General features: G+C 63.8%; 24 protein-coding genes. 14 read left to right on the top strand and 10 right to left on the bottom strand.

Annotation, left to right across the window (positions count from 1 at the left end):
- The first annotated feature begins 89 nt into the window (after window positions 1–89).
- From AB8717_RS00510 to AB8717_RS00550, 9 genes are all read left to right on the top strand, one after another.
- Complete coding sequence (locus tag AB8717_RS00510) at window positions 90–806, top strand: sugar transferase (protein ID WP_443749069.1); 717 nt, start codon at window positions 90–92, stop codon at window positions 804–806.
- Window positions 807–1,067: 261 nt separating this feature from the next.
- Window positions 1,068–2,246, top strand: coding sequence for a transglutaminase-like cysteine peptidase (locus AB8717_RS00515; protein ID WP_443749070.1), 1,179 nt, complete (start codon window positions 1,068–1,070; stop codon window positions 2,244–2,246).
- 18 nt (window positions 2,247–2,264) lie between these two features.
- Complete coding sequence (locus AB8717_RS00520) at window positions 2,265–2,852, top strand: hypothetical protein (RefSeq protein WP_443749071.1); 588 nt, start codon at window positions 2,265–2,267, stop codon at window positions 2,850–2,852.
- Window positions 2,853–2,957: 105 nt separating this feature from the next.
- Complete coding sequence (locus tag AB8717_RS00525; protein ID WP_443749072.1) at window positions 2,958–3,722, top strand: metallophosphoesterase family protein; 765 nt, start codon at window positions 2,958–2,960, stop codon at window positions 3,720–3,722.
- A 109-nt stretch (window positions 3,723–3,831) separates the two neighbouring features.
- On the top strand, window positions 3,832–4,476 hold the full coding sequence (locus AB8717_RS00530) for a polysaccharide biosynthesis/export family protein (RefSeq protein WP_443749073.1): 645 nt from the start codon (window positions 3,832–3,834) through the stop codon (window positions 4,474–4,476).
- Window positions 4,477–4,598: 122 nt separating this feature from the next.
- Window positions 4,599–5,069 carry a hypothetical protein gene (locus tag AB8717_RS00535; RefSeq protein WP_443749074.1) on the top strand — a complete coding sequence of 157 codons (471 nt, stop codon included), beginning with the start codon at window positions 4,599–4,601 and terminating at the stop codon, window positions 5,067–5,069.
- Window positions 5,070–5,351: 282 nt separating this feature from the next.
- Window positions 5,352–6,452, top strand: a complete 1,101-nt coding sequence (locus tag AB8717_RS00540) for an outer membrane beta-barrel protein (RefSeq protein ID WP_443749075.1) — start codon at window positions 5,352–5,354, stop codon at window positions 6,450–6,452.
- A gap of 92 nt (window positions 6,453–6,544) precedes the next feature.
- Complete coding sequence (locus tag AB8717_RS00545; RefSeq protein WP_443749076.1) at window positions 6,545–8,740, top strand: GumC family protein; 2,196 nt, start codon at window positions 6,545–6,547, stop codon at window positions 8,738–8,740.
- A gap of 59 nt (window positions 8,741–8,799) precedes the next feature.
- Complete coding sequence (locus tag AB8717_RS00550) at window positions 8,800–10,131, top strand: O-antigen ligase family protein (RefSeq protein WP_443749077.1); 1,332 nt, start codon at window positions 8,800–8,802, stop codon at window positions 10,129–10,131.
- Window positions 10,132–10,363: 232 nt separating this feature from the next.
- On the opposite strand, the gene AB8717_RS00555 is transcribed toward AB8717_RS00550, so the two are convergent.
- From AB8717_RS00555 to AB8717_RS00580, 6 genes are all read right to left on the bottom strand, one after another.
- Window positions 10,364–11,110: a phosphoadenylyl-sulfate reductase gene (locus tag AB8717_RS00555; protein ID WP_443749078.1), complete on the bottom strand. Its 747-nt coding sequence runs from the start codon at window positions 11,108–11,110 to the stop codon at window positions 10,364–10,366.
- Window positions 11,111–11,123: 13 nt separating this feature from the next.
- On the bottom strand, window positions 11,124–11,648 hold the full coding sequence (locus AB8717_RS00560; RefSeq protein ID WP_443749079.1) for a DUF934 domain-containing protein: 525 nt from the start codon (window positions 11,646–11,648) through the stop codon (window positions 11,124–11,126).
- Window positions 11,635–13,278 (bottom strand): nitrite/sulfite reductase, encoded by a 1,644-nt coding sequence (locus AB8717_RS00565; protein ID WP_443749080.1) that lies wholly within the window; start codon window positions 13,276–13,278, stop codon window positions 11,635–11,637. The genes AB8717_RS00560 and AB8717_RS00565 overlap by 14 nt, the downstream gene beginning before the upstream one ends.
- 2 nt (window positions 13,279–13,280) lie before the next feature.
- On the bottom strand, window positions 13,281–13,586 hold the full coding sequence (locus AB8717_RS00570; RefSeq protein WP_443749081.1) for a DUF2849 domain-containing protein: 306 nt from the start codon (window positions 13,584–13,586) through the stop codon (window positions 13,281–13,283).
- A complete protein-coding gene (gene cysG / locus AB8717_RS00575; protein ID WP_443749082.1) occupies window positions 13,583–14,992 on the bottom strand; it encodes a siroheme synthase CysG in 1,410 nt (469 codons plus the stop codon). Before cysG ends, AB8717_RS00570 begins: the two co-directional genes overlap by 4 nt.
- 82 nt (window positions 14,993–15,074) lie before the next feature.
- Entirely contained in the window at window positions 15,075–15,347 is a 273-nt protein-coding gene (locus AB8717_RS00580; RefSeq protein ID WP_443749083.1) for a hypothetical protein, read from the bottom strand.
- A gap of 229 nt (window positions 15,348–15,576) precedes the next feature.
- Between AB8717_RS00580 and AB8717_RS00585 the strand changes: the two genes are divergently transcribed.
- Window positions 15,577–16,011: a group III truncated hemoglobin gene (locus AB8717_RS00585; RefSeq protein ID WP_443749084.1), complete on the top strand. Its 435-nt coding sequence runs from the start codon at window positions 15,577–15,579 to the stop codon at window positions 16,009–16,011.
- 13 nt (window positions 16,012–16,024) lie between these two features.
- Here AB8717_RS00585 and AB8717_RS00590 read toward each other — a convergent pair whose 3' ends face one another.
- The 3 genes from AB8717_RS00590 to AB8717_RS00600 form a co-directional block, all read right to left on the bottom strand.
- Window positions 16,025–16,258, bottom strand: coding sequence for a hypothetical protein (locus AB8717_RS00590; RefSeq protein ID WP_443749085.1), 234 nt, complete (start codon window positions 16,256–16,258; stop codon window positions 16,025–16,027).
- An 86-nt stretch (window positions 16,259–16,344) separates the two neighbouring features.
- Window positions 16,345–16,803: a GNAT family N-acetyltransferase gene (locus tag AB8717_RS00595; RefSeq protein ID WP_443749086.1), complete on the bottom strand. Its 459-nt coding sequence runs from the start codon at window positions 16,801–16,803 to the stop codon at window positions 16,345–16,347.
- Between the two features lie 10 nt (window positions 16,804–16,813).
- Complete coding sequence (locus tag AB8717_RS00600; protein ID WP_443749087.1) at window positions 16,814–17,434, bottom strand: SCO family protein; 621 nt, start codon at window positions 17,432–17,434, stop codon at window positions 16,814–16,816.
- Between the two features lie 61 nt (window positions 17,435–17,495).
- Between AB8717_RS00600 and AB8717_RS00605 the strand changes: the two genes are divergently transcribed.
- A complete protein-coding gene (locus AB8717_RS00605; RefSeq protein ID WP_443749088.1) occupies window positions 17,496–18,896 on the top strand; it encodes an ActS/PrrB/RegB family redox-sensitive histidine kinase in 1,401 nt (466 codons plus the stop codon).
- A 168-nt stretch (window positions 18,897–19,064) separates the two neighbouring features.
- On the top strand, window positions 19,065–19,568 hold the full coding sequence (locus AB8717_RS00610; RefSeq protein WP_443750833.1) for an ActR/PrrA/RegA family redox response regulator transcription factor: 504 nt from the start codon (window positions 19,065–19,067) through the stop codon (window positions 19,566–19,568).
- Here AB8717_RS00610 and AB8717_RS00615 read toward each other — a convergent pair whose 3' ends face one another.
- Entirely contained in the window at window positions 19,569–20,141 is a 573-nt protein-coding gene (locus tag AB8717_RS00615) for a hypothetical protein (RefSeq protein ID WP_443749089.1), read from the bottom strand.
- A gap of 122 nt (window positions 20,142–20,263) precedes the next feature.
- Between AB8717_RS00615 and AB8717_RS00620 the strand changes: the two genes are divergently transcribed.
- Both AB8717_RS00620 and AB8717_RS00625 read left to right on the top strand, forming a co-directional pair.
- On the top strand, window positions 20,264–20,572 hold the full coding sequence (locus tag AB8717_RS00620) for an autorepressor SdpR family transcription factor (RefSeq protein WP_443749090.1): 309 nt from the start codon (window positions 20,264–20,266) through the stop codon (window positions 20,570–20,572).
- Window positions 20,556–21,212, top strand: a complete 657-nt coding sequence (locus AB8717_RS00625) for an SdpI family protein (protein ID WP_443749091.1) — start codon at window positions 20,556–20,558, stop codon at window positions 21,210–21,212. The genes AB8717_RS00620 and AB8717_RS00625 overlap by 17 nt, the downstream gene beginning before the upstream one ends.
- Window positions 21,213–21,272: the final 60 nt, after the last annotated feature.

A 21,272-nucleotide genomic window follows, 5' to 3' on the forward strand; every position in this document is an offset into this window, starting at 1 on the left:
TTGGCTGGCTTGTACTTTTTGATATTTGTTTTGCTGCGCACGTGAGGGCTGCAGCGGATATTGCGATATTTATTTGATTGGGGATTGTGATGCTTCATGTCGATGCAGGAGTGCTTAAGGCCGACAAGGTGACGGACGCGCAGGGTATTTCCGTGCAGACTGTCCGCCACGAAACGGCTGTGCCGCAGGCGACCGTGTCCGAGCGTATCATCCGCCTTCTGGACATCTTCATCAGCCTTGCGGTGTTGATTTTCTTCTTCCCGGTTCTCGCCGTCGTCGCCGTCGCGGTCAAGCTTCAGGACAACGGCCCGATTTTCTTCGGCCATACGCGCATCGGCTGCCATGGCCAGGAATTCAAGTGCTTCAAGTTCCGCAGCATGCTGGTCGACGCCGAGGCGCGTTTGCAGCGCCTGCTCGAGACGGATGCCCAGGCCCGCGCCGAATGGGCGCAGGACCACAAGCTGAAGAACGATCCGCGCATCACGGCCTTCGGCCTGCTGCTGCGCAAGACCAGCATCGACGAGTTTCCGCAGCTGTGGAACGTGCTCAAGGGCGATATGAGCCTGGTCGGCCCGCGTCCGATCGTCCGCACCGAGATCCGCAAGTACGGCAAATCCTTCCGCCAGTACGCCTCGGTTCGTCCGGGCCTGACGGGTCTGTGGCAGGTCGCCGGCCGTAACGATGTGTCCTATACCCGCCGCGTGGCCATGGACCGTCTGTTCTCGCGCCGCAAGAGCGTCAGCCTGTACCTCTATATCCTCTTCATGACGGTCCCGGCGGTGCTGATGCAACGCGGATCTTACTGATTTTTCCAAATATATTCGTGTTTAAAGCCGCCGTTATATTCACGGCGGCTTTATTTTTACCGAATTGTGAACACGTTAATTTGAATTTAACCACAATATCTTATAGTAAACGTGAATTAACTGTGATCATAGTTGAAGATTTAATCATGATCCTTAGACGTTAATTCAAATATCTATGCGAGGGTAAGCTTCGAAAGTGAGGCTTATTCTATGCGCTCTTCCGATTGTGCCGCTCTGGTTCCGACGCTTGCGAAGATGGGTGTGCTTGCATCCCTGCTCGGTCTCGGTGCCTGCTCCACGGTCAACTCGACGGCATCGCTGGAAGGTCCCGGCGCCGCTCCGGCGCGGGTTGCGGACTATGGCCGTTCGCCGGCCTACGAAAACTCCGATCCGGCGCCGCGCCGCGTAGCCCTGTCGAACAACCTCCGGTCGGACGCCATGCCTTATGGCGGCCGCACGGCGGCCCCGATGGGCTTCCTGGAAATGTGCTCGCGCTCGCCGATGGATTGCTCGCACTCCTCGCAATACGATCCGCAGCGCATCCGCATGCTGGCGCGCGACGGACTGGTCGCCCGCTATCAGATCGCCATGACCGGCCGCGATCCCAATTCCAATGTTCCCGATTTCCAGGTCGCGGCCACCGGCCAGGCGCCGGTTGCGGCAGCGGCAGCCCCGGCGCCGCAGATCGACCGCGCCTCGCTGGTCAACGGTTTCGTCAGCGGCGGCGTTCATCGCCTCGGGGGCTATCTAAATGTTCCGGCAGACAGCCCGAAGGGCGGCCCGGAAGGCGGCCCAGAAGGCGACAATACGCAGGTCGCCGGCAATGACGGCCCGGCGCCCGCCGCCGTGTCGTCCGACATGCGCCCGATGTTGAGCTGGGGCGCCAAGGCTTCGACGGAACAGGCCGTCCCGGTTGCCGCCCAGCTGGGCGGGGACGCGCGCGTCATGACGGCGGAGATGTCCGACCAGGCCCAGGACTATGTCCGGATCACGATGGACACTGACACGCTTGCCGTGATGCGGGCTGTCAACGACCAGGTCAACGGCATAATGCGCCCCGCGACCGACATGCAGAACTATGGCATCGCCGATTACTGGAATGTCCCGGCCCTTGTTCGCGGCGTCCGCGGCGACTGCGAGGACTTCGCCCTCGAAAAGCGCCGTCTGCTCATCGAGCACGGGGTTCCCGCCGGTGCGCTCAGCATCGCCATTGTCCGGACGCGTCTGGATGAGGAGCATGCCGTCCTCGTGGTCACGACCGACGCCGGCGACTACGTCCTCGATAACCTGGCCTATGATGTCCGTCCGTGGCGCCGCGCCGGCTACATCTGGGTCGCCCGCCAGGGTCCCGGCGACGACCTGACCTGGGTGTCGCTGGCCACGGCCAATTTCGCTCCGCCCATGCGCGCCGCGACCGTCTATGTAGCCAACGCGCGGTGACTGTGCTACCGCTCCACAATGGCTGAAACCTCCACCCATGCAATGGCGGCCAGGGTCACCCTGGCCGCCGTTTCGCTTGCCGTCGCCGTGGCCTGCGGGCTGGGTGCCTGGCAGCTTGCGGCGCCCCTGTCCGCGCCGGCGGTCTTTCCGTTTTCGGAAACCTTTTACGTGCGCTCGGCGGCGGCGCAAAAGCCCGCCGACGCGATCGGCTGGGCCCTGCGGGCCACCCAGGTGGCGCCGGCGCGGCCCGAAAACTGGCTTCTGCTGGCCCATGCCTATCACGTGGCCGACGGCTATCTTTCGACGCGTACGGTCAACGCGATCAGGACGTCCTACGCGGTGGGCGCCCTGTCCCCCAATGCCCATGAGTGGCGGCTGGCCTACGTCTATACGAACTGGGGCGCCATGCCGCGCGACATCCAGGTTTCGGCCCGCAACGAGATCCTGACCTATTCGACGCGGGGCGCGGGCCGGGCTTACCTGCGCAAGCTCCTGGCCATGACGACCGATCCGGATGCCCGCCTGGGCCTGGGGGCGCTGATGCTGAGGCGTCAGACGGAAGACCAGTTGCACGACTTCGAGATGCGCCGCAATTCCGCCCGTTAGGGGTGGCAATTTCGGGACATGTATCGTCTGGCACGAATCTCGCTTGTTATGTGCAGTGCAACAGAATATTGTGCCAAAATATTTGAAGCTTTTGATTGACCCGTGATGCTTGCTGCATTGAAGTCCTTTCTGAAACCCTCTGAAAGCGTCCGGCCATCGACGATTGGCCGGCTGACCTATGCTATCGGCGATATTCATGGCCGCGACGACCTGTTCGCGCGGATGATCGAGCGGATCGAGGCGGACAGCGCGCTTCAGGGCGAACGTCCGGTGATCGTTCTGCTGGGCGACTATGTCGACCGGGGCGCCGCGTCGGCCGAGGTCCTGGACCGCATTCTTCGCCTGGAACAGGCCGACTGGTGCGATGTTGTCGTCCTGCTTGGCAATCACGAGGAAACGCTCCTCAACTTCCTGTCGGATTCTTCCTGCGGCCCGGCCTGGGTCGAATACGGTGCCGGCGCAACGCTTGCCTCGTACGGCGTCCAGACACCGGCCATGCGGACCGATCCGGAGGCCTGGGAGCAGGTGCGTGAAGAACTGGTGGCCGCCATTCCGCCTGCCCATGTCGACCTGCTCAGGCGCATGCGGCTGACCTATCGCGACGGCGACTATTTCTTCGTCCATGCCGGCGTCCGTCCCGACGTGCCGCTGGAGGCGCAAGGGGCTGAGGACTTCCTGTGGATTCGCGGGGCGTTTCTGCAGGCTAAGAGAGCCTGCGACTATGTCGTCGTCCACGGCCATACGCCGGCCGAGGCGCCGGCGAACGACCGCTGGCGCGTCGGCCTGGATACGGGCGCCTATGCGACCGGCACGCTGACGGCGATGCGGTTCAAGGGCGAGTCACGTTTTGTGATGGACGTGCGGGTCTGATCGGCGGCTAACCCGTTGGCGGCCCACGAAATTTATTGTAAATTGAGCGTTAAGTGAATTTGACGCGTGAATATTGACGACAACACGGACTTTGAAGAGGTCGGACGAAATGAAGAAGGCGGTATTTGGTGCGTTTGTCCTGGGCGTTTCCGCAGCCCTGGTGCTTAGCTGGCAGTCGGCCGCAATGGCACAGGTCCCGACGGTGCCGTTGCCGACGGCTGCGCCGCCGCAGCCCGCGGTAGCCGCCGCGCCGGCCGTGCCCGAGGCCGGTGCCGGGTCTTCGAACAATGCGATCTATACTTACCGTCTGTCGGCCGGCGACAAGCTCAGCATTGCCGTTTTCGGCGAGCCTGATCTTGGTGGTGCCTTTACGGTTACTGGCGAAGGTAAGATCGCAGCGCCCCTGATCGGCGACGTCTACGTGATGGGTATGAGCGCCAGCGAAGTCCAGGCGACCCTGGAGACGAAATACCGTCAAGGTTACCTCAAGGATCCCAAGGTCCAGGTCCAGTTTACCAGTTATCGTCCGTTCTATATTCTGGGCGAAGTCAAGACGCCAGGGGAGTATGCCTATGACTCCGGTATGACCGTGGTCAAGGCAGTCGCTTTGGCACAAGGTTTTACCTATCGCGCCGACCAGAAAAAGGTGTATATTAAACATGTTAACGCCACCAAGGAAATTCAGGTGCCGTTGACTTCGACCCAAACGGTCGAACCGGGCGATACCGTCCGTATTGGTGAGCGTTACTTTTAAGCATCAACTCCGCATGGAAATACCAATTTTTGTGCGGGTGCGATATAAATGCGTTGTTATTGCTTGAAACATCTGTCGATGTATGCATTTTTGAATTCAGGGTTTTATGTGGAGGTGTGGTTATGAAGAAATTTGTTCTCGTGTGCGGGGCAGCCTTGCTCGCCATCGCGCCGATGACGTCGACGGTTGCCTGGGCGGCCAAGACGGTTAACGAAGCAACCGCGAACGCGCTTGCTGATCAATTCGTGGCGGCTGCCAAGGCGGCTGAAGCTTCGGCCAAGTCGGGCGGCAAGTCGGGCGATGAATTGCGTGCGGCTATCGTCGCGGCAATTGAATCGTCGGTCGAGCAAGCCGTCTCGCAAGGCAACAGCGGCGCCGATATCTCGGCGGCTCTGGTTCGCGGCGGTAACACGCCGGGCATCTCGGCTGACGTTGCCGCGGCCTTCGGCGTCGTTCAGGCGCAGCTGGCTTCGCTGCTCGACAAGAACGGACCTGGTGTTACCACGGGTGCCGGTGGTGGCACGGGCGGCGTTGGTACGCCGACCCCGCCGTCGCCGTCCGTGGCCGGTACCGGCTACGTCAGCGGCAGCTGATATTTTGCGTTCCGTACCGGCGCTTCGGCGCCGGTACACCCTTTAGTATCTTATTTTTAACGCACCATTTCCTTCGCGCGGGTTTTTGCGCGTAATGGGGGTTTTCTTATGTTATCTAAATCTGCGCTGTTGGTTGCTACGGCAGCCGTTCCGGTTTTTCTGACGGCCGGTCAGGCCTCGGCTCAAAGCACGTCCAATTTTGCCCGTGACCGGAACGTTGCGGTTACGGAACGCATCCCCGCGGGTTATGAGCCGCTCGGACTGCGGGTCGGTGCTTTTAACGTGTCGCCCACCCTGGGGATCGGCGCGGAAGCCAACGACAACATCTACTATACCAGCCAGGGCAAGACGCATGACATGATCTACAGCGTCGCGCCGGCGATCAGCGTTTCCTCCGACTGGAGCCGCCACGCCGTCACGGCCAAGATCAATACGCAGTATAATTCGTTCGCCAGCCACTCGGAAGAAAACACCTTCTTCTGGGACGTGGGCGTCGGCGGCCGTCTCGACATTCATGGTCATTCGTTCGCCTCGGCGGGCTACGACTTCAGCCAGAGCTTCGAGCCGCGCTACAGCCCGAACTCGCTGACCAGCAGCTTCGCCAAGGATCCGGCCAAGCCGATCAAGTTCGACGTCAACCAGTTCAACTCGAACCTTCACCTCGAAGGCAATCGTCTGCTGGTGACCCTGGGCGCCGACTACGCCAACTTCAACTACTTCGATGTACGCGCCAATGACGGCACGATGATCGACCAAGACGTTCGCGACTATCACTGGTGGAACTGGACGACGCGCGCCGATTACGCCGTCAGCCCGGACACTTCGATCTACCTGACCTATGTCGGCAACGACCGCAAGTATCGCGTCAGCGACACCCACGACTCGCACGGTTACATGGTCGGCATCGGCGCCAGCTTCGACCTGACCAACCTGGTCCGTGGCGACTTCTCGGTCGGCTCGCTGAAGCAGACCTACAAGAACGGTATCTACAAGCCGATTACCGGTACGGCGTTCAACGCCAACATCCAGTATTTCCCGACCGAGTTGACGACCGTGTCGTTCAACGCCAATACCTCGGTTCAGGAAACGCCGGACCAGCTGGCTTCGGGTTATCTGCAAAGCGGCACCGGCCTGCAGGTCGATCACGAGCTGCTGCGCGACCTGCGCCTGTTCGCCGGAACCAACTTCACGGAAGACAAGTACAAGGGCGAAGACCGCAAGGACAGCATCCACGGTATCAGCCTCGGCGCCAACTATCTGTTTTCGCGTAACCTGAATCTCCGAGCTGCGTACCAGTACAACAAGTTGTCGTCGCGCGGGTCGGCTTCGATCCGTTCGTACGAAGACAATGTGTTCAGCGTCACGCTCGGCCTGCAATATTAAGCAATACGCAACTGTTGATTTGATAATGCTGTCCGCGGGTAATCAAGCTTGTGGACAGCATTTTTCGCATTTAACGTCCTGGCGATTTTGGTATGAACATTATTACACAACACGCTCCCGAAGACACACAAAGCGGCGCCCGCCTGTTCCAGGCGGTTGACCTCAACGCCATCATCGCGGATTTCCGGCGCTTCAGCCGGTTTTTCGCGGCAATTTTTGTCCTTGCCTTTATCGCCATCGTCCTGCCGATCCTGACCAAGGCGCCGCAATATACGGCGACCTCGAGCGTCATGATCGACCCGCGGCAGATCAATGCCGCGCCGGATCAGGACGTGCTGTCGGGCTTGCCGCCCGACACGACCACCATCGATACCGAAGTCCAGGTGCTGTATTCGAACGCCCTGGCCGACCGTGTCGTCACGTCGCTGAAGCTCGACGAAGACCCCGAATTCAACGGCTACCTCAAGCCGAAGATGTTCCACGACAAGCCGGTCCCGATGGACCAGCTGACGCCGGAGCAACGCTCGCGTCTGCACGATTCGATCGTCCAGTCCGCCATCGGCCACATCTTCGTCCAGCGCCAGGGCCTGACGCGGATCATCGCCATCTACGCGACCTCGACCTCGCCGCAAAAGGCCCAGAAGATCGCCAACGAATGGGCGCGCCTGTACCTGTCGCAGCAGCTTGAAACCAAGTACCAGGCGACCAAGGAAGCCAATGACTGGCTGAATTCGCGTCTCGCCGACCTCAAGGTCCAGGTCGAACAGGCCGAAACCGCCGTCCAGCAGTACAAGATCGCCAACGGCCTGATGGCCACGGCAGGCGACACCACCATTGCCCAGACGGAAATCTCGACGCTCAACCAGCAACTGGCCACGGTCAAGGTCGACCAGGCCGAAAGCGAAGCCCGCCTGGCGGTCGCCAAGCGCCAGCTGGCTGGCGGTTCGCAGGGCGACGACGTCGGTGAAGCCCTGAATTCGCAGGTCATCAAGGATCTGCGCGCCCAGCGCGCCCAGGTCAGCGCCCACCTGGCCGACCTCGAAACCAAGTACGGCCCCCTGCACCCGGATATCGTGAAGTCCAAGCGTCAGATGGATGACATCGACAGCCAGATTCAGGCGGAAATCAAGCGCATCATGTCCAACCTGGAAGCGCAGGCGCAGATTCAGCGTCAACGCGCCGGCTCGCTGGCCGGCTCGGTCAACCAGGCCCGCGGCGCGCTTGCCAGCAACAATACGGCCTCGGTGAAGCTCAACGAACTGCAACGCAACGCCGATGCCGTGTCGAGCCTCTACCAGTCCTATCTCGACCGCTTCAAGCAGACCTCGTCGCAGGCCGGTCTGGACAAGACCGATGCGCGCATCGTGTCGACGGCAACCCTGCCGGGCTCACCCAGCGCGCCCAAGGTCCCGATGACGCTCGCCATCGGCTTCATGGGCGCCCTCGGTATCGCGGCCGCCGCGGTTCTTACGCGCCGCGCCCTCGACAGCGGCCTGACGACCGGTCAGGACGTCGAGCAGGTCCTGGGGCAACCCTACCTCGCCGGCGTCGCCAGCCTGGCCTCGACCGTGGACAAGTCGGTCAAGACCTCGCCGACCGACTATGTCGTCGAAAAGCCGCTGTCGGTCTTTGCCGAAGGCTTCCGCAGTCTGCGCGCCTCGCTGCTGTACACGCGCCTCGGCGAACAGGTGAAGATCGTCGCGGTGACCTCGTCCCTGCCGGGCGAAGGCAAGACCACGACCTCGGTCTGTCTGGCCCGCACCGCGGCCCTGTCGGGCCAGTCGGTCGTCATCGTCGACTGCGACCTGCGCCGCCGTTCGATCAACGCCTTCATCGGCCGCGACGTCGAAGTCGGCCTTCTGGAAGTGCTGGCCGGCAGCGCCAAGCTTGAGGACGTCCTTGTCAAGGACGAAGCCTCCGGCGCCAGCTTCCTGCCGTTGGCCCCCAGCGCCTACACGCCGAAGGACGTCTTCGGTCTGCCGGTGATGGACAAGCTGCTGGACGACCTGCGCAAGAAGTTCGACCTGGTCATCCTCGACACCGCACCCGTCCTGGCCGTGTCCGACACCCGCATTCTGGCGCGCAAGGCCGACATCGTGGCCATGCTGGTCCGCTGGCGAAAGACCCAGCGCAAGGCGGTCGGCACCTCGATCGGCCTGCTGGAAGACACCGGCGCCCGCATCGGCGGCGTGGTCCTGACCCAGGTCGATGTCCGCGAGCAAACCAAGTATGGTTACGGCGACAGCGGCTACTACTACAAGCAGTACAAGAAGTACTACACCGAATAGGAACAGAGGCCGCCGTGACCCGGCGGCCTTTGTCTTTTCTGCGATACCAAGGGGATATGATGACGCTTCCGCCCGCGTTGAAGATATGGGCCGCGCCCGGCCTGTATGCCGCGCTCCTGATCCTGGGCTTTGCCGTTCGCGGATCCGACCAGCCCTTGTGCTCCCTGGTACTGTCGGCCCTGTGGGCGCTCTTTGCCGCTGTCCTGTGGCTCCTGCCGAGCCGCAAGGCGGATCAGCGGCTCGCGCAGCCCGCCCTGGGGCTGATCGCCGCGGTCTTCGTGCTGTTCTGCGCCGTGATCGTGCTGGAGCCGGTCGTCGACTCGCGCTCCGTTTTCGACCTGTCCGCCTTCGTCACCGCTTTCCTCAAGCTTATGGGCCTGGCCTGCGCCTTCCTGGCCGGGGTGCGGCTGTGTTCCGACAATGACGGTGCCCGCCGGATCGTCGACGCCATCCTGGCCGGCGGCACCCTGTGGGCCATCTTCGCCATCCTGATGCAGGCCATCGATCCCTATGCCATCTACGGCGTCGCCAAGATCGGCGATCCGCGGCGGCTGGCAGCCGCCTTTACCTCGCCCAACAGCGCCGCGACCCTGTTCGGCTCGCTGGCCGTGCTGGCCTGGGGCCGCACACTCAGCCGCTTCATCCTGTCGGACCGCCATGAGTTCTTCGAACGCATCGATCCGCTCTACATCATCGAATTCGCGGTCTGCGCCACGGCGTTGATCATGAGCCTGTCGCGGTCGGGCTGGCTGGCGACCGCCGCCGCCCTGGCCGGGTTGACCATGGTCATGTTCCGCCGCCGCATATCCCTGCCGCTGTTCGCCGGCGGCCTTATCGCCGTCGCCGCGGCGGTCGCCGTCGTCCTGAAGCTGTCGTCCTTCACCATGGTCGACCGCCTGGTCAAGCTGCAGGCCGATATCGACACCCGCCAGATGCTATTTGCCGCGCACGCGGCCGCCGGCATGAAGCACCCTGTCATGGGCTGGGGCCTGGGGTCGTTCATCACCATCAACAACAGCGTCGTCACGGCCGACACCTATCCTGCCCTGTGGGCCGTACGGGCCGCGCACAATGTCTATCTGCAGTGGTTCGAGGAGACCGGCTTCGTCGGTATCGGCGCCCTGGTCGTTCTCAATCTCGCCGTCCTCGGAACCCTGTTCGCCGGCGCCATCAAGAAGAAGCGCATGGGCGACCGCCTGTGGGCCATGCTGTTCGCCTATCTCGTCTTCCTGATCCACGGCCTGACCGATTATGCCTTTCAGGAAACGTCGCTCAGCCTGTATGTCGCCATGCTTCTCGGCACCGGCTTTGCCATGGCGACCCGGTCCGAACGCGAAGCGGCGCCGGCCCGGCGACGCATGGGCGTGCCGCGCAACCGCAAGGCAGCCTGATCGCGGTCTTGTGAGCAGTCGTGAGTAGCGGCCGGGCCCGATTTTTACTATGCTTATTTCACGGGAAATGACCCGTATTCACTCCCCGGACTTTTGTCACGGGGCGACCCGGCGCCAGGGCACGGCAACCCGGTCTTTCGACACGGGACAGATTGCAAAGCCACACGCCATTTATGAAAGGCCCTCCGAGCGATCGGAGGGTCTTCGTGTTTGTGCGCGTGTAGAAGGAACCTTAAATCCCTTCGCCGCCGTAGATCGGGTTGTGAATGCCGCACTCGACCTTTTCGGAATCGGCCCAGCGGCCGGAGCGCGCGTCCTGGCCCTGCTCGACCGGCTTGGTGCAGGTGAAGCAGCCGATCGACGGGAAGCCCTGCTCGACCAGCGGGTGCGGCGGCAGGTCGTGCTGGGCGAAATAGGCGTCCAGGTCGGCCTGCGTCCACTTGGCCAGGGGATTGACCTTGAAGTGCTTGCCGTCCCATTCGACGATGGGCAGGTTGGCGCGCGTGCTGCTCTGGTGGCGCTTGCGGCCGGAAATCCAGGCGCCGTAACGCTCCATGACCCGGTTCAATGGCCGAACCTTGCGCAGGTCGCAGCAGGCGTCGGGATGGGTGCGCCACAGCGTACCCTTGGCGTCCTCGGTGGCCGCCTCCGTCTCGTCGGCCTTGAGCACGACCAGGTTTTGCAGGCCAAGCTTCGCCTTCAACTCGTCGCGGTATTGCAGCGTCTGGAAGAAGTGGCGGTCGGTGTCGAGGAACAGCACCGGCAGGTTCGGATCGATCTCCGACACCATGTGCAGCAGCACGGCGGAATCCGCGCCGAAGGACGACGACAGGGTGATGTCGCCGAAGAATTCGTTGCGGATGGCGTCGCGCAGGATGTCCTGCGGCGTCATGGTCTCATACTTGGCGCTGAGCGCCGCGGCGCGCTGACCGTTTTCCGAACGCGCCTGGTCTTTCACGATATCAATCAAGACCGTCATAACAATATGCCTTTCAGGCGCCGATTCCGTGGCGCTGGGCCCAGACCGGGCGGGCCGTGTCGGCCGCGCCCTGATAGGTAGTGGAAAAGCGTTGTGCCGCCGCCGCGATGGCGCCCGCCGGATCCCGGTCCTTGACCAGGAATTCGTCGAAGCCGCAGCGCATCATGATGAAGAGCTGGTCGCGCAGCACATCGCCGACGGCGCGGATGGCGCCGGTAAACGCCAGGTCCTCGCGCAGGATGCGGGCCGTGGAATAGCCGCGGCCGTCGCGATAGCCGGGGAAGGCGACCTCGATCAGGGTGATCTTTTCGAGGAAGGGCTCGAGCAGGCGCACGTCGTCGCCGGGATTGATGCGCACACCGTAATGACCGTTCAGGCCGTCGAGATCGCGCAAGGCGCGCTCGAAACCGAGGACATGCGGGCCGTCGGCGCCGGTCGTGTCCTCGTCGGCCAGCAGCTGCCAGCCATTGGGCATGACGTCGCCGGCGCGGGTAACCAGGGCGGGCTCGTAGGACGAATTGGGCTTAGGCAGGTTCATGCAGGGCCTCCGCGAAGGCATCACGGCCGACGCGCTCCAGGGTATCGATAAAACGTTCGGTGTCGTGGGTGCGCAGCTGGAGATACAGTTGCACCACGCGCTCGATGGCGGCGGGGACGGCCTCGGCGGGCAGCCCCTTGCCGGTGATCTGGCCGAGCGCGGCCTTTTCATCGGCGCGGCCGCCCAGCAGGATCTGGTAGAATTCGATGCCCTGCTTGTCGACGCCCAGGATGCCGATGTGGCCGACATGGTGGTGGCCGCAGGCATTGATGCAGCCTGATATCTTGATCTGCAGATCGCCGATCTTGTCCGTCAGGTTGGCGTCTTCGAAGCGCTGTGAGATCTCCTGGGACAGCGGGATCGAACGCGCATTGGCCAGCGAGCAGTAGTCGAGGCCCGGGCAGGCGATCATGTCCGTGATCTTGCCGACATTGGCGCTCGACAGGTTGACGGCGTCGAGGCGCGTATAGAGCGCATAGAGGTCGTTCTTGGCGACGTGCGGCAGGACGATATTCTGCTCGTGGCTGACGCGCAGTTCGCCATAGGCAAAGGCGTCGGCGACGTCGGCCATGACGTCCATCTGCGCCGACGACGCGTCGCCGGGCGGCAGGCCCGTGGGCTTCAGCGAAATGGTCACCGACACGTGGTCATCGCGCTTGTGGGCGTGGGTATTGTTCCGGATCCAGCGGGCGAAGGCGGCGTCGGCCGTGCGGGCACGCTCGAAGGCGGTCTCGTCGAACGCCGCCGTGGTGAAGGCCGGATCGGGGAAGAAGGTCTTCAGGCGATCGACTTCGGCCTGGGGCGCGTCGATCTTGCTCTTGTCCATGCGCGACCATTCTTCCTCGACCTGACGCTTGTATTCGTCGGGGCCCAGGGCGGCGACCAGGATCTTGATCCGGGCCTTGTAGCTGTTGTCGCGGCGGCCATAGCGGTTGTAGACGCGCAGGGCGGCTTCGAGATAGCTCAGCAGGTGCTCGCCCGGCAGGCCGGTGCGGATGCAATGGCCCAGGCTGGGCGTCCGGCCCATGCCGCCGCCGACATAGACGTCGAAGCCTTCGGGTTTCAGGTGCAGGCCGATATCGTGCACGCGGATGGCGGCGCGGTCCTTGTCGGCGCCGGTGATGGCGATCTTGAACTTTCGCGGCAGGAAGCTGAATTCCGGATGGTTCGACGACCACTGGCGGATCAGTTCGGCCCACGGACGCGGGTCGGAATGCTCGTCCTGGGCAGCCCCGGCGAACTGGTCGGTCGTGGTGTTTCGGATGCAGTTGCCCGAGGTCTGCAAGGCGTGCATCTCGACCTCGGCCAGCTCTTCCAGGATCTTCGGCACCTCGGCCAGCTTGATCCAGTTGAATTGCAGGTTCTGGCGCGTGGTGAAGTGACCGAAATCGCGGTCGTAGGTCCGCGCGATATGGGCCAGCTTGCGCACCTGGCGCGACGACAGCACGCCGTACGGCACGGCGATGCGCAGCATGTAGGCGTGCAGTTGCAGGTAGACGCCGTTCATCAGCCGCAGCGGCTTGAACTGGTCCTCGGTCAGCTCACCGCTGAGGCGGCGGGCGACCTGATCGGCGAATTCGCGGTTGCGGTCGCGCACGAAGGCGTGGTCGAAAGTGTCGTAGGCGTACATGATCAGTTCTCGAAAATGTCGGCGCGGTTGAACGCCTTGGACAGGGCGTCGGCGGTCTGGCCGATGGTCGGGCCGTTGGCACGGACGAATTCACGGACGTGTTCGCGCTGGACCGGCGTACCCGTGTCGGTGAGCGGGATGAGATAGGGCGCCACCACTTCGGTTTCGCGCAGCTTCCATTCGATGAGCAGCGTATCGGCCACTTCGTCGGCCAGGGCCGCGGCCTTGGCGCCGTCCTCAACCCAGCCGGCGCCGCTGTACCAGACGGTCAGGCCGTCCTGCAGGCGATTGGCGGTCAACAGTTTCATGCATTCATCCTTGAAGCGGTTTCTACGATGCCGGCGACTGCGGCCGCATCGTCGTGGTAAAGGGCGGCGACTTCGCCGATGATCAGCAGGGCAGGGCCCCTGGGCGGGGCCGCCGTAATGGTGGCGTCGAGCGATCCCAGCGAGGTGAGGCGGCGCGTTTCATCGGCGCGCGTGCCGTTTTCGACGACCAGGACCGGGGTTTCGGGCAGGCGGCCATGGCGCATCAGCTTGTCGGCGATCTCGGCCGAGGTCGCGACACCCATATAGACGACCAGGGTGTGATTGGAAGCGCTGAGCGCCGACCAATCGAGCATCAGCGGCGAATTTCCGCTGTCGCCATCCTTGGCGTGGCCGGTGATGAAGGTGACGCTCTGGGCGTGGTCGCGGTGGGTCAGCGGCACGCCGCTCGACGCCGCGCAGCCGAGCGCCGCCGTGATGCCGGGCGTGACGTGGACCTCGATGCCGGCTTCGCGCAGGGCTTCGACCTCCTCGCCGCCCCGCCCGAAGACGAAGGGATCGCCGCCCTTCAGGCGCACGACGCGCCTGCCCAGGCGGGCCTGTTCGACCAGCAGGTCGTGAATCTGGTCCTGCGGCACCGAGTGGTTGGAGCGCGCCTTGCCGACATAGAAGCGTTCTGCGTCGCGGCGCGCCAGGTCCATGATGGCGTCGCCGACCAGGCGGTCGTAGACGATGACGTCGGCTTCGGACAGCAGGCGCAGCGCCTTAAGCGTCAGCAGTTCGGGGTCGCCGGGGCCGGCGCCGACCAGGTGCACCACACCCTGGCGTTCGGCGCGGGTCTCGACCCCTTGCAGGGCCAATTCGACGGCTTCGGCGACCTGGCCACGGCGCGCCAGTTCGGCGGCGGGCGATTTCAGGACGGCTTCCCAGAAGCGGCGGCGGTCGTCGACATCGGGGATAGCCGTGCGCAGGGGCGCGCTGAGCGCCAGGGCGAATTCGGCGACCGAGGTTTCGGACGGGGGGACGGCGGCTTCGATGCGCGTGCGCGTTTCGCGGGCCAGAACGGGCGCGGTGCCGCCGGTGGCGACGCCGATGCTCATCGGGCCACGGTCGATGATGGCCGGGAAATGAAAATCGCTGAGGTCGGGATAGTCGACGACGTTCAGCGGCGCGCGCGATGTGCGGGCAAGGGCCGCGCCCCTTTCGGCCAGGGCGCGATCCTCGAACGCCACGACGACCAGGGCGGCGTCGTTAAGGTCCGCAGCTTCGGGCCAGCGGGCGTGACTTGCGGCGACGCCTTCCAGAACGGATTGTTCGGCGGGTTGGAAGGCGACGACCTCGGCCGGAGTCCGCTTGAGCAGGTTGACCTTGCGCACCAGCCACGCGCCGGCGCCGATCAGGACAACCCGACGGTTTTCCAGCGGCCAGGACAGGGGGAGGGCTAACATCGCGAATACTTCCTAACGAGGCTCTTATCTAGGAGTTTGCCCGTATGAAATAAAGCGATGGTTACTGTTTCCCGGGTTTAGGCTATCTCACCTTAAGCCCTATACCCGCCGGATTCGGCAGTCTGTTCAAGGTGTTGGGCGCCGGCTCGGTCGAGCAGAAGCGGTGGCTGAGCCGGAAGCGATTGAAGCGATGCGAGGGAGAACCGTCCTTCAGCGTGAGAGGGTCGCGTGACAGGAAGGCGACCAGGGTGCCGTGCGGACGGCAGATCGCGCAGTCGCAGGCGGCGCCATCGATATAGTCGGCATCGATCTCATAGGCGATATTGTGGGCGCTGAAAGGCGGTTGGTGACGCATGGCACTGATTCTCCGTTGAGAAGACGGTGCGACGCTAAAAAGTCGTCAATAAGGAAACAATGTGTGCGAATGGTGGCGGAACAAGAGACCTTTCGCCGCAGGACATGCGCTGCCGGAAAGCCTATAGTCTCCAACGGCGCTCGCGCCGTTGGCAAGGGCGACTGCCTGCCGCCGCCGATGCGGCGAGCCATGCGGCGTCTGAGCTGAAAAGACCTCAGGAGTACAGTTTATGACGTCCCCTCATGCCCTCGCCGCGCGCCAGAAGGTCCGCGAAGACGCTGCCGCGATCGGCGTCGACGAAGCCTTTATCTCGACCCTGGTCGATACCTTCTATGCCCGGGTGCGCGAACACCCGCAGCTGGGTCCCGTGTTCAACGGCGCCGTCGACGACTGGCCGGATCATCTGGCCAGGCTCAAGCAATTCTGGGAATCGGTCGCGCTCAATGCCGGCGTCTATTCCGGGCGGCCGATGCAGGCGCACATGCGTGTGCCGGCGATCGAACCGGCGCATTTCGGCCAGTGGCTCTACCTGTTCGAGCAGACCCTGCGCGACATCGCGCCCGGCGAAGAGGCCGTCGAATACTTCATGGTGCGCGCCCACCGTATCGGCGAAAGCCTGAAACTGGGCCTCTTCTTCCGTCCCGACCAGCCCTATCCGGGATAGAGGCGGTCCCACGTCAGACGTGCGATGCCTCGGGCACCGTTTCGTCCTCGCCGGTATCGTTCGGATTGTTGCCTTCCGGGTCCTCGGCGTCGCCGGCATCGACATCGTCACCGGCTTGTTTGATCGTGTCGGCATTGTTGCCGCCGGCGTCGTCCGCAGTGCCGATGTCGGTGTCGTAGCGGTCGTCCTGGCCGATCGGGCCATTCGGTTCCTGGCCGGTCAGCGGATCGATAGTGGTATTGGGCATGGCTGTCTCCTTTGGCTTCGAGACTAGGCTCATGGCGATAAAAACACCGCATGGCTGCGCAGCCCCGGCATAAGGACGCGGTAGAATTACGCGAGCTCAAGCCGCATGAACTGGTTGTGCGGGCTTGGCTGGTAATCGGCGAAGGCGCCGCAGGTCACGAAGCCCGCCCGGCGGTAGAGCGCGATCGCCGGGGCATGCAGTGCGGCGGTGCCGGTTTCCAGGCTCAGGCGGGTGTAGCCTCTCAGCCGGGCTTCGGCGATGACCTGCTCGAGCAGGGCGCGGCCGACACCTGTACCGCGCGCAGCCGGGGCGGCGCGCATCGATTTCACCTCGCCGTGCGTTGCGTCCAGGGCTTTCAGCGCGGCAAATCCGGCCAGTTTATCCCCGCGCCAGGCGGTCCAGAAGGTCACGTCGGATGCAGACAGTCCCGATGCGTCGAGCGCGAAGGCGTGTTCGGCCATCACACTGCGCAGCTCTTCGAGATGGTGGTTCAGCAAGCCTGCCACGTAAGGCGCGGTCGGGTCGTCCCGGCGGATGTCCAGCATTCGGCGGCGCCTATCCGCGATAGCTGTTCATCGTGTCGCGGATGATCTTCGCGCTCTTGTCGGCCGGCAGGTCCTCACCCAGCGGCGAGTCGAACTTGCCGGCGGGATTCATCAGGTAGATGACGGCCGAGTGGCTGTAGCTGTAGCTATCGCCGCTGCCCTGTTTGACGGCGGTGACGCCGTAGGCCTTTTCGACTGTGTCGATCTGCGTCTGCGTGCCGGTCAGGCCGATGACGCCTTCGGGAAAGCCGCCGCTTTTCAGATAGGCCTTGAGGTTGGCGGGCGTGTCGCGCGCCGGATCGACGGTGATGAAGACGATCTGAAGCTTGTCCGCATCGGCGCCCAGCGCCTTTTTCGTCCGCGCCAGCGATTGCAGGGTCAGCGGGCAGACGTCGGGACAGTAGGTGTAGCCGAAGAAGACGGCGGTCCATTTGCCTTTGAGCAGCGACTGGTCGGCCGGCTTGCCGTCCTGGTCGACCAGGGTAAAGGCGCCGCCGATGCGCGCCACGGCGGCCGGGTCGGCCTCGGACGTCATCTGCGGGCTCCTGAGCGTGCTGTACCAGCTCCATCCGGCCAGTCCTGCCAGCAGGATGAAGGCGGCGGCGATGATCGCCATGCGTAGTTTTGTCATCTATGCCAGTCCGTCGCGGGGCGGTAAAAGGCGGAGTCGTGCCACTTTCAAGGGGCTTTCCATGCCGGTCCGGACCCTAGACCGCCTCAGCGCCTTTTTCAACGGCGACAGATCGTCGCTGAGCGTCATCGGGCCGCGCGATCACCTGCGCCTGCGCACCCTGGTCCTGCTGCGCTGGCTGGCCATAGCGGGCCAGAGCGCCATGGTCTTCATGGTGTCCTGTGCCTTCGGATTCCATATCCATATCTGGTTGTGCGTGGCCATCATCATGGCGTCGGTCTGGCTGAACCTGGCGCTGGCCTTCGGGCGCCAGGACGCCCAGCGCCTGCGCGACTGGGAAGCCGCCCTGCAGCTCGGTTTCGACGCCGCGCAGCTGGCGGCGCTGCTCGGAATCACGGGCGGGCTCAACAATCCGTTCTGCCTTATGCTTGTGGCGCCGGCCACCATCGCCGCGGCCAACCTGCCGACGCGCTTCGGCATGATCGTGGTCGGCGTGTGCATGGCGTCGGGCTTCGTCCTGGCCTTCTGGTCGCTGGACCTGCCGTGGATCGCGGGAGAGGCCTTTGCCTTGCCCGAAATCTACCGCATCGGCATGCTGGTGGCGCTGCTTCTCGGCATCGTCTTCACGGCCGGCTATTCGTGGCAGGCCTCGCTGGAATCGGCGCGCATGGAGCAGGCCCTGGCCGCCACCCAGGCCGTGCTGGAACAGGAACACCGCATGAGCGCGCTGGGCGGCCTGGCGGCGGCGGCGGCGCACGAGCTGGGCACGCCGCTCGGCACCATCCAGGTCGTGGCCAAGGAAATGCTGCACAGCCTGAAACGCGACGATCCGCTGTATGAGGACGCCGAACTGCTGGTGTCGCAAAGCCAGCGCTGCCGCGACATCCTGAAAAACCTGTCGGCGCGGCCCGAGCGCAGCGATTCCGTATTCGACGAAACCACCCTGCGGGATTTCCTGGCCAGCGCCGTTGCTCCGTATACGGACAAAGGTAAGCGCATCGATATCGCGATCAAGGCCTATGACGCGCCGGACGGCGTCGATGCGGGGCAGGCGTTGCGTATCCGGCGGCGGCCGGAATGGCTGCACGCCCTGTCGGCCTTCGTCGAAAACGCCAGCGATTTCGCCAGGTCGGCTGTCCTGGTCCGCGTCGAAGTCACGCGGGCCTATGTCAGCCTCCGGATCGAGGACGACGGTCCGGGTTTCGCGCCGGACATATTGTCGCGGCTGGGCGAGCCCTACATCTCGTCGCGGGTCTATGGCGCGTCGTGGTCGGGGGAGGGCGCAAAGCCTTCCGGACAAAGCCATTCCGGCATGGGACTCGGCTTCTTCATCGCCAAGACCCTGTGCGAACATACCGGGGCCCGGGTGACGTTCGGCAATCGCGACGAGGGCGGCGCCTACGTCAAGGCCTTGTGGCGGCGGGACCGGATCGATATTTTGTATGACCGGAACGCGCAATAGCCCCGGATCTCCGGCGCGCATTGCGGCAGATCAAATCCGCGCGGGCGGATGATCCATACCGGATCGGAGACGACGATGAGCGATGAAGGGCATGAACTGGCGGCCGGCGACCTGAGGGCCGCCATCGCGGCCAGGCTGGAGGCTTTAAGCGACCGCTCCCTGCTGCTGATGGACGACGATGCGCCCTTCCGCAACCGGCTGGCGCGCGCCCTGGAACAGCGGGGCTTCGCGGTGACCATGGCGGAGAGCGTGCACCAGGCGCTCGATATCATCGCAAAGGCGCCGCCGGCCTTCGCGGTCATGGACATGCGGCTGGAAGACGGCAGCGGCCTGAAGGCGATCGAGGCCCTGCACGCCCGACGGCCCGACGCCCACGCCATCATGCTGACCGGCTACGGCAATATCGCCACGGCGGTCCAGGCGGTGAAGTCGGGCGCGATCGATTATCTGTCCAAGCCCGCCGACGCCGACGATGTCGCCCGCGCGCTGCTGGCGGTCGAGGACCATGCGCCTCCGCCGCCGGAAAATCCCATGTCGGCCGACCGCGTGCGCTGGGAGCATATCCAGCGCGTCTACACCCTGTGCGGCCAGAACGTGTCGGAAACGGCCCGTCGTCTCAACATGCATCGCCGGACGCTTCAGCGCATTCTGGCCAAGCGCGCGCCGAAATAATTATTCGTCCGCGATGACGATGCCCGGATTGTCGGGCGGGATGAAGTCGAACAGACCGAAGTCGAGCGCCTTCTGCGGGCGTGCCGGTTGCAGCGGTGTTTCCGTCAGGGCCAGGATCTGCTCGGGCGTCAGCTCGTAGGCCTTGCGCGATCGGCGCAGGGTCCGCGCCTGCTGGCCGGGCGCGGCATCGCCATGGGCCTGGCGGGGCGGCGGCAGGCGCTTCCAGTAGCTGACCGACAATTGCCAGATGGCGTGCGGCGCCTTGTCCGCCTTGGGCCAGCGTACCCCGTCGGCGAAGACCGGCTGCATCGGCGCGTGCTTGCGCGGCGGCGGCACCGCGATGCGGCAGGTCAGCACGCACACCTTGCTGTCGTCGAGCACCGAAGCGTAGACCTTTTTCGCCTCGGCCTCGCTGTCGAACAGCGGCCCCAGCGACTGGGTGACGAAGACGACCGGACCGCCCGCCAGACCCTCGGCTTCGCGTTCGCGCGCGGCACGATGGGTTTCGCCGCTGCGCAGGGCTTCGAGCGCGGCGTGTCCGTCACTGGCAATAGGGTAAAGGGGCAGGGTCATTGTCGTTCACGTTTTGATCCGATGCATCCTAAAGCGTGGCCCGGTGCGATGCAATCGCCATGCTCGGTCACTTGACGCCAATCCTTTATTTTGTTATTTTCCAAATTAACAAAGAAGGTGTCATGTCCGAAGTCTACAAAGCCCTTGCCGATCCGACCCGCCGCCGCATCCTTGAACTGCTGCGCGACGGTGAGATGAATGCCGGCGACCTGTCCAACCACGTTTCGGTCGCCAAGCCGACCCTGTCTGGGCATCTCAACGTGCTCAAGGCGGCGGGGCTGATCGATGTCACGCGCCAGGGCACCAGCCTGATCTACCGGCTGAACACTTCGGTGCTGGAAGACGCCATCTTTGGCCTGATGAATGCGTTCAGGGTCGGTCTTGAACGCAAGGCGGACCCCGGGGAGGCCGGTCATGTTCCTGAAAACTGAGAAGATCCTGATACCCGTCCTGTGCCTGGTCATGGCGGGCATCGGCCTGTGGGGACACATGACCCTGCCGGAGGGCGCCATCGCCGTGCATTTCGGCAGCGACGGCGCAGCCAACGGCTTCATGCCGCGCGATATGGGGCTTATGGTCCTGCCCGGCATGGCGGTGGTCATGATGGTGGCTCTGGTGTGGATCGTGCCGGCCCTTATGCCGAAATCGGCCAATCTGGAGCGGTCGTGCGCGGCGTACGGCGCCGTCATGCTGGCGACCTTTGCGCTTCTGACCGGCATCCAGGTCATGCTTGTCCTGACGGCGAAGGGCGTCGAGATCGATCATATTCGTGTCGCGACCCTCGGCGTCGGCGGTCTGCTGCTTGTCATGGGCAATTACCTGCCCAAGACGCGGCGCAACTATATCATGGGCATCCGGACGCCGTGGGCGCTGGCCGACGAACGCGTCTGGGACAGGACGCATCGCTTCGCCGGGCCGTTGTTCATGCTGGGCGGGCTGGCTGCCATTGCGGGCGCGATCTTCGGTGCGCCGCAGATCGCTATCGCCGTCCTGATGGCCGGCGCCCTGGTTCCGGGCGTCGTCAGCTATATCTATTCCTACCTCGTCGCCCGCGCGCTCAACCTGACGTAAACGGGGTGTTGCTCTTTTTTGTCCCGTCCGAAGCCAAACTGCTTTATAGTTAACCGTTAG

Source organism: Asticcacaulis solisilvae (assembly GCF_052327315.1).
Classification (GTDB): Bacteria; Pseudomonadota; Alphaproteobacteria; order Caulobacterales; family Caulobacteraceae; genus Asticcacaulis; species Asticcacaulis solisilvae_B.

Coding starts and splice junctions, on each gene's coding strand:
- AB8717_RS00600 (WP_443749087.1), bottom strand. CDS start 17,434: ATGACAAAACTACGCATGGCGATCATCGCCGCCGCCTTCATCCTGCTG.
- AB8717_RS00570 (WP_443749081.1), bottom strand. CDS start 13,586: ATGAAACTGTTGACCGCCAATCGCCTGCAGGACGGCCTGACCGTCTGG.
- AB8717_RS00605 (WP_443749088.1), top strand. CDS start 17,496: ATGCCGGTCCGGACCCTAGACCGCCTCAGCGCCTTTTTCAACGGCGAC.
- AB8717_RS00530 (WP_443749073.1), top strand. CDS start 3,832: ATGAAGAAGGCGGTATTTGGTGCGTTTGTCCTGGGCGTTTCCGCAGCC.
- AB8717_RS00560 (WP_443749079.1), bottom strand. CDS start 11,648: ATGAACCTGCCTAAGCCCAATTCGTCCTACGAGCCCGCCCTGGTTACC.
- AB8717_RS00510 (WP_443749069.1), top strand. CDS start 90: ATGCTTCATGTCGATGCAGGAGTGCTTAAGGCCGACAAGGTGACGGAC.
- AB8717_RS00595 (WP_443749086.1), bottom strand. CDS start 16,803: ATGCTGGACATCCGCCGGGACGACCCGACCGCGCCTTACGTGGCAGGC.
- AB8717_RS00580 (WP_443749083.1), bottom strand. CDS start 15,347: ATGCGTCACCAACCGCCTTTCAGCGCCCACAATATCGCCTATGAGATC.
- AB8717_RS00615 (WP_443749089.1), bottom strand. CDS start 20,141: ATGACCCTGCCCCTTTACCCTATTGCCAGTGACGGACACGCCGCGCTC.
- AB8717_RS00555 (WP_443749078.1), bottom strand. CDS start 11,110: ATGACGGTCTTGATTGATATCGTGAAAGACCAGGCGCGTTCGGAAAAC.
- AB8717_RS00545 (WP_443749076.1), top strand. CDS start 6,545: ATGAACATTATTACACAACACGCTCCCGAAGACACACAAAGCGGCGCC.
- AB8717_RS00535 (WP_443749074.1), top strand. CDS start 4,599: ATGAAGAAATTTGTTCTCGTGTGCGGGGCAGCCTTGCTCGCCATCGCG.
- AB8717_RS00550 (WP_443749077.1), top strand. CDS start 8,800: ATGACGCTTCCGCCCGCGTTGAAGATATGGGCCGCGCCCGGCCTGTAT.
- cysG (WP_443749082.1), bottom strand. CDS start 14,992: ATGTTAGCCCTCCCCCTGTCCTGGCCGCTGGAAAACCGTCGGGTTGTC.
- AB8717_RS00585 (WP_443749084.1), top strand. CDS start 15,577: ATGACGTCCCCTCATGCCCTCGCCGCGCGCCAGAAGGTCCGCGAAGAC.
- AB8717_RS00565 (WP_443749080.1), bottom strand. CDS start 13,278: ATGTACGCCTACGACACTTTCGACCACGCCTTCGTGCGCGACCGCAAC.
- AB8717_RS00610 (WP_443750833.1), top strand. CDS start 19,065: ATGGACGACGATGCGCCCTTCCGCAACCGGCTGGCGCGCGCCCTGGAA.
- AB8717_RS00525 (WP_443749072.1), top strand. CDS start 2,958: ATGCTTGCTGCATTGAAGTCCTTTCTGAAACCCTCTGAAAGCGTCCGG.
- AB8717_RS00625 (WP_443749091.1), top strand. CDS start 20,556: ATGTTCCTGAAAACTGAGAAGATCCTGATACCCGTCCTGTGCCTGGTC.
- AB8717_RS00590 (WP_443749085.1), bottom strand. CDS start 16,258: ATGCCCAATACCACTATCGATCCGCTGACCGGCCAGGAACCGAATGGC.
- AB8717_RS00620 (WP_443749090.1), top strand. CDS start 20,264: ATGTCCGAAGTCTACAAAGCCCTTGCCGATCCGACCCGCCGCCGCATC.
- AB8717_RS00520 (WP_443749071.1), top strand. CDS start 2,265: ATGGCTGAAACCTCCACCCATGCAATGGCGGCCAGGGTCACCCTGGCC.